10 protein-coding genes are annotated in these 10,807 nt (G+C 76.2%); 1 reads left to right on the forward strand and 9 read right to left on the reverse strand.

What is annotated here, in order from left to right:
- The 8 genes from ABL57_RS04475 to ABL57_RS04510 form a co-directional block, all read right to left on the reverse strand.
- The coding region (locus ABL57_RS04475; RefSeq protein WP_047802249.1) for a ComF family protein at positions 1 to 658 on the reverse strand (658 nt) is incomplete at its 3' end.
- 144 nt (positions 659 to 802) lie between these two features.
- Positions 803 to 2,497, reverse strand: coding sequence for an LpqB family beta-propeller domain-containing protein (locus ABL57_RS04480; RefSeq protein WP_053004739.1), 1,695 nt, complete (start codon positions 2,495 to 2,497; stop codon positions 803 to 805).
- The gene (gene mtrB / locus ABL57_RS04485; protein WP_047802250.1) at positions 2,494 to 4,239 is read right to left on the reverse strand and encodes an MtrAB system histidine kinase MtrB; all 1,746 of its coding nucleotides are present in this window, start codon (positions 4,237 to 4,239) and stop codon (positions 2,494 to 2,496) included. The genes ABL57_RS04480 and mtrB overlap by 4 nt, the downstream gene beginning before the upstream one ends.
- Positions 4,236 to 4,919, reverse strand: a complete 684-nt coding sequence (gene mtrA / locus ABL57_RS04490; RefSeq protein WP_047802251.1) for an MtrAB system response regulator MtrA — start codon at positions 4,917 to 4,919, stop codon at positions 4,236 to 4,238. The genes mtrB and mtrA overlap by 4 nt, the downstream gene beginning before the upstream one ends.
- Positions 4,920 to 5,081: 162 nt before the next feature.
- On the reverse strand, positions 5,082 to 6,134 hold the full coding sequence (locus ABL57_RS04495) for a hypothetical protein (RefSeq protein WP_053004740.1): 1,053 nt from the start codon (positions 6,132 to 6,134) through the stop codon (positions 5,082 to 5,084).
- On the reverse strand, positions 6,131 to 6,532 hold the full coding sequence (locus ABL57_RS04500; protein ID WP_047802252.1) for a chorismate mutase: 402 nt from the start codon (positions 6,530 to 6,532) through the stop codon (positions 6,131 to 6,133). The genes ABL57_RS04495 and ABL57_RS04500 overlap by 4 nt, the downstream gene beginning before the upstream one ends.
- Before the next feature lie 10 nt (positions 6,533 to 6,542).
- Positions 6,543 to 7,739 carry a tRNA 2-thiouridine(34) synthase MnmA gene (gene mnmA, locus ABL57_RS04505; RefSeq protein ID WP_238985977.1) on the reverse strand — a complete coding sequence of 399 codons (1,197 nt, stop codon included), beginning with the start codon at positions 7,737 to 7,739 and terminating at the stop codon, positions 6,543 to 6,545.
- A gap of 121 nt (positions 7,740 to 7,860) precedes the next feature.
- Positions 7,861 to 9,066, reverse strand: coding sequence for a cysteine desulfurase family protein (locus tag ABL57_RS04510; RefSeq protein WP_047802254.1), 1,206 nt, complete (start codon positions 9,064 to 9,066; stop codon positions 7,861 to 7,863).
- 58 nt (positions 9,067 to 9,124) lie between these two features.
- Between ABL57_RS04510 and ABL57_RS04515 the strand changes: the two genes are divergently transcribed.
- On the forward strand, positions 9,125 to 9,592 hold the full coding sequence (locus ABL57_RS04515; protein WP_047802255.1) for a tRNA (cytidine(34)-2'-O)-methyltransferase: 468 nt from the start codon (positions 9,125 to 9,127) through the stop codon (positions 9,590 to 9,592).
- Between the two features lie 22 nt (positions 9,593 to 9,614).
- Here ABL57_RS04515 and ABL57_RS04520 read toward each other — a convergent pair.
- A partial coding sequence (locus ABL57_RS04520) for a S1C family serine protease (RefSeq protein WP_047802258.1) occupies positions 9,615 to 10,807 on the reverse strand: 1,193 nt, incomplete at its 5' end.

The raw sequence follows: 10,807 nt of genomic DNA on the forward strand, positions 1-10,807 counted from the left end.
CGGCGAGGGTCGCGCCCGTGGTCAGCACGTCGTCGACGACGACGCAGCGGGCCCCGGCGGGCACGGCCGCCCGCAGCGACCCCGCCTGCCGGGTGCGCCGGCCCGCGCGGCCGAGCCGCTTCTGCGCCGGCCCGGGGAGCACGCCGCGGCGGTGCCGCAGGTGCCCGGCGACCGCGGTCCCCGCCGGGAGCACCCCGCGGCGTGCGCAGTCCTCCAGCAGGACGAGCACGGGGTCGAACCAGCGCCGCCGCAGGGCGGACGGCGCCGTGGGCACCGGGACCAGGAGCACCGGCCCCGGCGGCCACGACGGCGCGGCCGCACGCAGGGCGGTGGCCAGAGCGGCCGCCAGGACGGGGGCGAGGTCGGTGCGGCCGCCGTTCTTGAACGCCAGCACGCAGGTCGCCAGCTCGTGGGCGTAGCGGCCTGCGGCGGTGACCGGCAGGCACGGCCCGAGCAGGGGCGCGGCCGAGGAGGCCTCGAACGGCCGGGCGCACGAGCGGCGCAGCAGCATCCGGCAGCCCCGGCACAGGCCGCTGCCCGGCGCCCGGCACACCGCGCACTCCACCGGCACGAGGACCTCGGCGGCCTCGGCCAGCCGGTCCAGGACGCGGACGGCCGCACGGTCCAGGGCGCGGGCGCGGTGCGGTTCGACGGGCATGGGCCCATGGTGGCCCGGAGGACCCGCCCGGCGCGCGGGGCGGACCCGGGTCCGCACGGCCGCGCCTGTGGACCGCGCGGCGCCCGACGACGCGCCGGCGGGCACCCGTGGCGGACGTCCCGCCGGCGGACGGCGGCGGGGGCGTCAGCCGGCGAAGGCGGTGTCCCGCACGTCCTCGCTCTGCGGGGCCCAGGCGTTGCCGGTGAGCATGTGCAGCGTCCCGCCGGCCACGGCGTAGACGGAGGAGGCGCCGTTGCCGCCGCTGAGCCCCGTGAGCCCCTCCAGGCCGGGCAGCTCCCGGTGGCGTCCCGACACGTCGTAGACCCGGGGCCGCACGGACCCGGTCCCGCCGAGCGGGGCGGTCACGAACTCCCGGTCGCTGAGCCACAGCGCCACGTCCGCGTCCACGTCCGCGGCCACCCGGTACGGCTCGTTGAGCCGCTGCGGAGCGCCCCCGGATCCGCGCACCACGCCCGAGAGCCACACCTGCGCGACCCCGTCGTCCTGGGTGACCACCAGCGCCCGCGTGCCGCCGCGGGAGATCCGCAGGGACGTCACCGTCCGCGCGGCCAGCCACGGGGCCTCCACGCGCACCGGTTCCGCGTCCCGGGCCCCGGGGCGCACGGCCCGCACCGTCCCGGCCGAGTCCGCGGCCCACACCCACCCGTGCTCGTCGAAGCTCGGGCGGGTCAGGCCCGTGCCGCTGAAGCGCTCCACGGGCTCCGACGCACGGTCCATGGTCACCAGGGCGCCGGTGCCGGCGTCCACGAACGCGAAGTGCTCGGCGGCGGTGTCCATCGCCGGGCTGGAGGGCCGGTGGCCGTCCAGGGACGCGAGGCCGTTGACGACGTCGGTCTGGCCGCCCTGGTAGAACACGAGCCCGCCGTCGCGCAGGCCGATCTGCCGGGACGGCACCGTGACGTCCTCGACCGGGGCCGCGTCGGTCCATCCCGCACCGAGCTCCACGGGCGCGCCGTCCACGAGCAGCTCGACGTCGTTCACGGAGGTGAGCGAGCGCAGGCTCAGCGCGAGCTGGTCGTGCATCCGGCGGTTGGTCTCGATGTTCGCCGGGTCGAAGTCGGGCACGCTGAGCTCCACGGTCGCGGTGCCGTTGCGCACCGGCACCGCCGAGCCCGCCAGCGTGGTGCCGGCGGGGAAGGCGGTGCTCACCGCGCCGCGCAGGTAGGGGGCGGGGCCGCCGAGCAGGCCGCGCACGATCGAGGTGGACACGGGCGTGCGGTCGGGGAACCAGCGCGGGTCCGCGACGAAGTTGCTCTCGTCCGTGTCGGCGAAGTAGAGCTGGTGGGGCTCGAAGATCTCCTCGAAGTCCGTGGCGGTGAGCACAGTGGCGTCGGGGGCGTCCGAGATCCGCCACTGCCCGTCCACCTGGACCACGTCGAAGTCGAGCACCTCGGCGGCCCCGGCGGGCTTGCGCTCGATCACGCCCGTGCCGTCCACGACGGCGGCGACCTCGAGGCTCATCCGGTACTCGTTCTCCTCCAGCCGGGGCACGAGCGACGGTTCGCCGCGGTGCACGATGGTGCGCGCGTCGGGGTGCCAGGTCGCCGCGAGCTCCGGGGTCAGGTACTCCCGGGCCACGGAGTAGTCGTCGCCCACGCCCGTGCCGGCCGCGAGGAAGCCGCGGATCACCTGCTCGGGCGCCGCGCCGTCCTGGGGGCCCGCCGGTGCGACGTCGTAGGTGGGCTCGGCCGTGGTGCGGGTGGGCTCGGCGTGGCGGTGGACCGGCCCGGAGCGCGGAATGGCGCCGCAGCCGCCGAGGGCCACCGCCAGGCACAGGGCGGCGGCCGTCGTGGCCCGGCGGCGGTGGGTGCTGCTCATGGTCGGTCCTCCTCGTCGGCCGGCGCCGCCGGAGGTGTCTCCTCCGGTGGCCGCACGGACGTCAGGACCAGGGTGCCGGTGGCCGTCACCTCCGCCGTCTCCGGGTAGGCGGCGGGATCCGGGGGCAGGCCGACGGGGCTGGTGTCCTCCGGTCCGAGCCGGCGCGCGCGGGTGCGGGGCAGGGTGAGCCGGAAGCAGGCGCCCTCCCCCGGGGCGCCCCAGACGTCGAGGCGCCCCCCGTGCAGCCGGGTGTCCTCGGTCGCGATGGCCAGGCCCAGACCGGTCCCGCCCGTGGTGCGGGCCCGGGCGGGGTCGGCGCGCCAGAAGCGGTTGAACACCTTCTCCGCCTCCGCCTCGTCCATGCCGATGCCGTGGTCCCGCACGGCCACGGCCGCCGCGACGTCGGAGGCGCCCACGACGATGTCGATGGGCCGGCCCTCCCCGTGCTCCAGGGCGTTCACGACGAGGTTGCGCAGGATCCGCTCGATCCGCCGCTGGTCGCCCTGGACCGTGCAGCGGGACAGCTCGGAGCGCACCCGCACGGCCGACCCCGAGGAGACGGCGAGCGGGGCGGCGCCCTCCACGACGTCGTGCACCACGGAGAACAGCTCCACGCTGGTCACCTCGAGCCGGGCGGCGCCGGCGTCGAAACGGGAGATCTCGAGCAGGTCGGCCAGGAGGGAGTCGAAGCGGTCCACCTGGTGGTAGAGCAGCTCGGCGGACCGCCGGTTGACGGGGTCGAAGTCCTCGCGGGCGTTGAACAGCACCTCCGCGGCCATCCGGACCGTGGTCAGCGGGGTGCGCAGCTCGTGGGAGACGTCGGAGACGAAGGTCTGCTGCATCGAGGAGAGCTGCTCCAGCTGGGTGATCTGCTCCTGCAGGCTGTCGGCCATCCGGTTGAAGGAGCGCGCCAGCCGGGCGACCTCGTGCGAGCCGCTGACCGGCAGGCGCACCCCGAGGTCGCCCTCGGCGAGCTGCTCGGCCACCCGGGCCGTGCTGGAGACGGGGCGGACGACCTCCCGGGTCACGTACCAGACGATCGCGCCCACGAGCAGGAGCAGCACCACGACCGACAGCAGCAGCACCGCGTGCATCGCGTCCAGGGTCCGCTGGGGCTCGGAGAAGTCGTAGACGAGGTAGAGCCCGTAGCGGGAGTTCTGGTAGAGCTCCACCACCGTGCCCACGACGACGACCGGGACCTCGTCCCCGTTCTCGGTCATCGGCACCGACGCGGGCTGCCAGAACACCCCGTCCTGCTCCGCGAGGCGCTTCTGCAGCTCCTGCGGGACGGTGCTCGACGTCATCCACGGGCTCTGGCTCTGCGCCGGGATGAGGGTCTGTCCGCTCGTGTAGTCCATCGGCAGCAGGATCCAGCGCTCCGTCTCGGCGCCGTCCACCGAGAGCGCGCCCAGGGTGGAGGCGACGAGCGCCTGCAGCTCGTCGCGGTCCGAGGCGTCGGAGGCGTCGAAGCTGGCCTGCACCTGCTCGAAGTCCGCGGTGGCCGAGGCGAGCACCTGGTCGAGGCGCTCGTTGAAGAGCCGGTCGGCGATCTGGTGCGAGAGGAAGCTGCCGGTGACGAAGAACGCCAGTGCCGTCAGGGACAGGGACACGGCGATGGCGCGGAACTGCAGGGACTGCCGCCAGCGGCGCGCCAGGAGGAGCCGGAACAGCTGCAGGCGGCGGCCCGTGGCGCGGGCCGGCCCGCGGCGCCGGGGGGAGGCGACGGCGTCCTGCGGGGTCATCGGGCGGACGAGCCCGCCTTGTAGCCGACGCCGCGCACGGTGACCACGATCTCGGGGTTCTCCGGGTCCCGCTCGATCTTGGAGCGCAGCCGCTGCACGTGGACGTTGACCAGCCGGGTGTCGGCGGCGTGCTGGTAGCCCCACACGTCGCGCAGCAGCATCTCGCGGGAGAAGACCTGGTGCGGGGCCCGGGCCAGGGCGGTGAGCAGGTCGAACTCGAGCGGGGTGAGGTTGATCTCGTGGTCGCCGCGGTGCACGCTGTGCCCGCTGACGTCGATGGTCAGGTCACCGATCCGCAGCTCGGAGGAGTGGGCGCGCTCGACCGGGCGCAGGCGGGCTTTGACCCGGGCCACGAGCTCGGCCGGCTTGAAGGGCTTGGGCACGTAGTCGTCGGCGCCGGCCTCCAGCCCGCGGACGACGTCGACGGTGTCCGACTTCGCGGTGAGCATCACGACCGGGACGTCGGAGATCGTGCGGATCTCGCGGCAGACCTGGATGCCGTCCTTGCCCGGGAGCATGAGGTCGAGCAGCAGCAGGTCCGGGCGCACGGCGCGGAACGTGTCCACGGCCGTGCCGCCGTCGTAGCAGAAGACGGGCTCGAAGCCCTCCGCGGTCAGGACGATCCCGATCATCTCCGACAGGGCAGCGTCGTCGTCGACGACCAGTATTCGCGCGTTCATCGCCTCTCCGCTGGGATCGGGCGGGCCCGCCGGAGGCGGCTCCTGCCGTGGCCCCGGGAGGTCCGGGGCACCGTGCTGGACCGGGGTCCACCTGCATTGTCCCCGATCCCGGCCGGGGCGCGCACCTCGGCGCGCAGTGTGTCGGCTCCCACGGGTGCCCCCTCAGGCCTCGGCCGCGGTGCGGGCGAGGGCCGAGGCGGTCCCGGTGACGCGGGAGAGGACCTCGCGCACCCCGTCGGGGCCCAGGGCGAGGAGGTCCTCCCGGGGCGTGATGCGCACGCGGTCCAGGGCCGCCGCGGGCAGCCCCAGGTCGCGCCAGGTGCCCCACACGGCCGCGGCGAGCGCGTCGGCGCCGGCACCGGCGGGGGGCACGGGGACGAGGCCGAGCCACAGCTCGGTGCCGTCCTCCACGAGCGCGGCGAGCGGTTCCCAGGCGCGGGCGGCGCCCTCCGGGGCGGTCAGCTGGACGGCGTCGGCGCCGGCCTCCGGGGCCAGCCGGGGGTCGACCCCGGGGGGCAGCCGCAGCGCGACGGCGGCGGCCCCGGCCTGGCGGCAGGCCTCGACCACGGCGGCCAGCGAGGTCCGGGCCTCCGCCGCGGGCACGGCCCGCAGGGTGCGGTAGCCGCTCATCGTGGGCAGGGTGCCCGCGAGCACCTGCGCGAGGTCCGGCTCGTCCAGCTGGACGACGACCTCGCGGCCGGGCGCCGCGGCCCGCACGGCGCACACGTGCGCGGCGACCCCGGAGGCCAGGGAGTCGCGCAGGTCGCGGCGGGCGCCGTGGTCCTTGAGGGCGCGCTCCCCGGCGTGCAGGTGCAGCCGGGCGGCGAGGGTGAGCGGGCCGAGCAGCTGGGTCTTGACCGGGGCGTCGTCACCGCCGCTCTCGGCGCCGATCACGTCGGCGAGGACGTTGACGTCGCCGGCCAGCAGGGCCCGGGCGGCCCGGGAGTCCTTGCCGGGGACCCCGGAGACGCGCAGCCCGTGCGGCTGGCGGTCCGCGTGGAGCTCGTCGAGCACCGCGGCGGTGCGGGCCACCGGGTCCGCGGCCGGTCCGCGGGCGGGCAGGGACGGCAGGAAGGAGAGGTGCGGGGCGCCGAGCTCGCCGCGCAGCAGCGTGACGGTCTCCACCACGTCGGTGCCGGGCATCGCGCCCAGGGCCGTGCCCACGACGTGCGGGACGTCCGGGTCGGTGCGCCGGGGGTCGGGTGCGCGGTTCACGACTCGTCCGGGTCCTGCCGCCGGTGGTCCTCGGAGATGGCCACGTGGTGGCGGATGACCTCGCTGATGATGAAGTTCAGGAACTTCTCCGCGAACTCCGGGTCCAGCTGGGCGGAGGCGGCGAGGGCCCGCAGCCGGCCGATCTGGGCCGTCTCGCGGTCCGGGTCCCCGGCCGGCAGTCCGTGGGTGGCCTTGAGCACCCCGACGCGCTGGGTGGCCTTGAACCGCTCGGCGAGCAGGTGCACGAGGGCCGCGTCGATGTTGTCGATGGTGCCGCGGATGGACTGCAGCTCGGCGAGCACCCGGGGGTCCGCCTCGCCCCGCAGCGAGGACGCCGCGGGGTCGAAGTCGTGGTGGGCACGGACGTCGGCGGAGGCGTGGGGGTGCGGAGCGCTCATGCCCGCCAGTCTATCGGCCGGCGCCGGGCCCGCTCGCGACGTCGGGGCGGGCCAGCGAGTGCGCCCGGTCCACGGTGGCCTGCCCGAGCACGCGGGTGCCCTGGTAGAGCACGACGGACTGCCCGGGGGCGACCCCGCGCAGCGGCTCCTCGAGCCGGACCACCAGCTCGGGCACCGGGGCGCCGCCGGCACCCTCGACGAGCTCCAGGTGCGCCCGGGCGGCCACCGGGTCCCCGTGCGCACGGACCTGCGCCCGGACGGGGAACGACGACGACGCCTCCCCCGCCGCGGCCCCGGGCCGCAGCACCGGCGCCGCCTCGGGCACGGGCGCCCCGGCCCAGGAGGGGCGGATCCCGCGCAGCTCGTCCACGGCGAGCATCGACTCCGGGCCCACGACGACCTCGTTGGTCTTGGGCCGGATCTCCAGCACGAAGCGCGGCTTCCCGTCGGGGGCGGGGGTGCCGATCCGCAGGCCCCTGCGCTGGCCCACGGTGAAGGCGTTGGCCCCGGGGTGGGTGCCGACGACGGTGCCCTCGACGTCGCGGATCTCGCCCTCGCGCATCTCGATGCGCTCGGCGAGCCAGCCGCGGGTGTCGCCGTCGGGGATGAAGCAGATGTCGTGGGAGTCGGGCTTCTGCGCCACGGACAGGCCCCGCCGGGCCGCCTCGGCCCGCACCTCGGCCTTGGACGGGGTGTCGGCCAGCGGGAGCAGCACGTGCTCGAGCTGCTCGGCGGTGAGCACCCCCAGCACGTAGGACTGGTCCTTGGCCCAGTCCGCGGCCCGGTGCAGCTCCCGCCGGCCGTCGGCGTCCTGGACGACCTTGGCGTAGTGGCCGGTGCACACGGCGTCGAAGCCCAGGGCGAGGGCCTTCTCCAGCAGGGCCGCGAACTTGATCTTCTCGTTGCAGCGCAGGCACGGGTTGGGCGTGCGCCCCGCGGCGTACTCGGCGACGAAGTCGTCGACCACGTCGGCCTGGAAGCGCTCGGAGAAGTCCCACACGTAGTAGGGGATGCCCAGCACGTCGGCGGCGCGCCACGCGTCCCGGGAGTCCTCGATCGTGCAGCAGCCGCGGGAGCCGGTGCGCAGGGTGCCGGGGGCGCGGGAGAGGGCCAGGTGCACGCCCGTGACGTCGTGGCCGGCGTCGACGGCCCGGGCGGCCGCCACGGCCGAGTCGACGCCGCCGCTCATGGCTGCCAGTACTCGCACGGTCGGGTCCTTCCCCTGCGCGGGGGCAGGTGGGTCGGGGGTCGTGATCGGGGGTCGTGATCGGGGGTCGTGGGCTCAACGACCCGGTGCCGGGGCCTATTCCCGGCCCGGGGGTGCGGGCTCAGGCCGGGGGCGCCCCGGAGAGCCCGGCGCGCCGGGCCCGGGCGTGGACCTCGGGCAGCGCGTCGAGCAGGGCGTCGACGTCGGCCTCGGTGCTCGTGCGCCCCAGGCTGAAGCGCTGGGCCCCGCGGGCCGCGGCCTCGTCGAGGCCCATGGCCAGCAGCACCGAGGACGCCCGGGGCACCCCGGCGTGGCAGGCCGAGCCGGTGGAGGAGGCGATCCCGGCGCCGTCGAGCAGGAACAGCAGCGAGTCCCCCTCGCACCCCGGGAAGGTGAAGTGGGCGTTGCCGGGCAGCCGGGCGCCCGTGTGCTCCGGATCCTCCGGTCCGCGCAGCACGGCCTCCGGCACGGCCCGCCGCACGCCCTCCACCAGGCGGTCGCGCAGGGCCGCGAGCCGCTCGGCCTCGTCCGCCCGCTCGGCCACGGCCTCCCGGGCCGCGGCCCCGAAGCCGGCGAGCGCGGCGGCGTCGAGGGTGCCGGAGCGGATCCGGCGCTCCTGCCCGCCGCCGTGCTGGACGGGGGCGAGCCCGACGGCGCGCCCGGCCACGAGGGCTCCCGCGCCCACCGGCCCGCCCACCTTGTGCGCCGAGACGGCCAGCGTGGTCAGCCCGGGCAGGTGCGCGTCGACGGGCAGGGAGCCGAAGGCCTGGACGGCGTCGCAGTGGAAGGGGACGCCGAACTCCTCGGCGAGCGCGGCCAGCTCCGCCACGGGCTGGACGGTGCCGACCTCGTTGTTGGCCCACATCACGCTCAGCAGTGCCACGGAGCCGGGGTCCCGGGCCAGCTCCGCCCGGACCGTCTCCGGGTCCACCCGGCCCGCGGCGTCGACGGGCAGGTGCACGGGCTCGGCACCCTCGTGGGCGGCCAGCCACTCCACGGTCTCGGCGACCGCGGCGTGCTCCACCGAGGAGACGAGGATGCGGCGGCGGCGCGGGTCGGCCTCCCGGCGGTGCCGGTACAGGCCCTGCACGGCCAGGTTGTCGGCCTCGGTGCCCCCGGAGGTGAAGATCACCTCGACGGGGTCCGCGCCGAGGGCCGCGGCGACGTCGTCGCGGGCCTGCTCGACCACCGTGCGCGCCGACCGCCCGGCCCGGTGCAGCGAGGAGGGGTTGCCGCCGCGGGCCAGCTGCTCGGTGACCGCGGCGAGCGCGGAGGGCCGGAGGGGCGCGGTGGCGGCGTGGTCGAGGTAGACGGGACGGTGCGGCACGCCCTCCAGTCTAGGCCGCCGGACCGGGCGCCGGCCCGGCGTCCGTAGACTGGCGGGCATGCTCCGCATCCTCTTCCACACCCCCGAGATCCCGGGCAACACCGGCAACGCGATCCGTCTGGCCGCCGTCACCGGGGCCGAGCTGCACCTCGTGGAGCCCCTGGGCTTCGACTTCGGCTCCGCGCACCTGCGCCGGGCCGGCCTCGACTACCACGACCTCGCCGTGCTGACCGTGCACCCGGACTTGGAGACGGCCTGGGCGGCGCTGGCCCCGGAGCGGGTCTTCGCCTTCACCACGGACGGGGAGCTGGCGCACACCGACGTCGCCTACCGCCCCGGCGACGTGCTGCTGTTCGGCCGCGAGTCCGTGGGGCTGCCCCCGGAGGTCAAGGCGGACCCGCACGTCACCGCGCGGGTCCGGATCCCGATGCTGCCCGCCCGCCGCTCGCTCAACCTCGCGAACTCGGCGTCCATCGCCGTCTACGAGGCCTGGCGGCAACTGGGCTTCGCCGGCGCCGGCCGGTAGCCCGGCCGGCGCGCGCACCGGATCAGGACTGCTCCGCGGCGTCCCCGACGGTCACCTCGACGGTGCGCTCCTCGCCGTCGCGCAGGAACGTCATGCTGCCGGTCCCGCCCGCCGGCAGCTCCCGCACGGCGGCGGTGAGGGAGTTCGCGTCCTCGATCCGGTGCCCGTTGAACTCGGTGACGACGTCGTCGACCTCCAGCCCGGCCTCGTCGGCCGGCGAGCCGGGGACGACCTCGCGCACCACGGCGCCGTCGGAGAACGCCCGGCTCTGCCCGTCGGCGGCGGGCGCGGCGCTGACGCTCGTGCCGAGGTAGCCGTGGCTGGCGGTGCCGTCCGCGATGATCTCCTCGGCCACGCGCCGGGCGGTGTCGACCGGGATCGAGAAGCCGACGCCGATGTTGCCGGCCTCCGTGCCGGCCCCGGCCGAGGCGATCGCCACGTTGATCCCGATCACCTCGCCGTCGGTGTTGATCAGCGGACCGCCCGAGTTGCCCGGGTTGATCGCGGCGTCGGTCTGCATCACGTTGAGGTAGACCGACGCCGCGGCGCGCTGCGAGCCCCCGCCCCGGCCCTCCTCGTCGGGGAGGTCGAAGAAGAAGTTGTTGCCGTCGCCCTGCTCGGAGCCGCCCTCGGAGGGCGTGGACGGCGCGGCGGAGGAGGCCACGGCGATGGTGCGGTTCAGGGTGGAGACGATGCCGTCGGTCACCGTTCCCGCGAGCCCGAGGGGGGCCCCGATCGCGATCGCCGTGTCGCCCACGTTGACGTCGTCCAGGGAGCCGAGGGTCGCCGGCGTCAGGCCCGGGACGTCGACCTTGAGCACCGCGAGGTCGGAGAGCGGGTCCGTGCCGACCACGGTGGCCGGGTGGACGCTGCCGTCCTCGAGCTGGACCTCGATGCCGGGGTCGCTGGCCGTGCCGTCGAGCGTGACCACGTGCGTGTTGGTCAGGATGTGGCCCTCGTCGTCGAGGATCACGCCGGAGCCGGAGCCGGACTGACCGCCGCCGGAGGCGGAGATCGTCACCACCGACGGGGAGGCCTTGAGCGCCGCCGCGGTGACCGCGTTCACCTCGTCCTGGTCGTTGACGATGATCGACTCCGACGTCGAGCCGCTCGTCACCGGAGCGGCGCCGCCTCCGTCCAGCAGGGCGTCGGTCCCCACGGCCGCCCCCGCTCCCACGAGCGCGGCGAGCGCCATCCCGGTGACGAGCGCGCCCG

The sequence above is a fragment of the Kocuria sp. SM24M-10 genome, from assembly GCF_001027955.1.
GTDB classification, from domain to species: domain Bacteria; phylum Actinomycetota; class Actinomycetes; order Actinomycetales; family Micrococcaceae; genus Kocuria; species Kocuria oceani.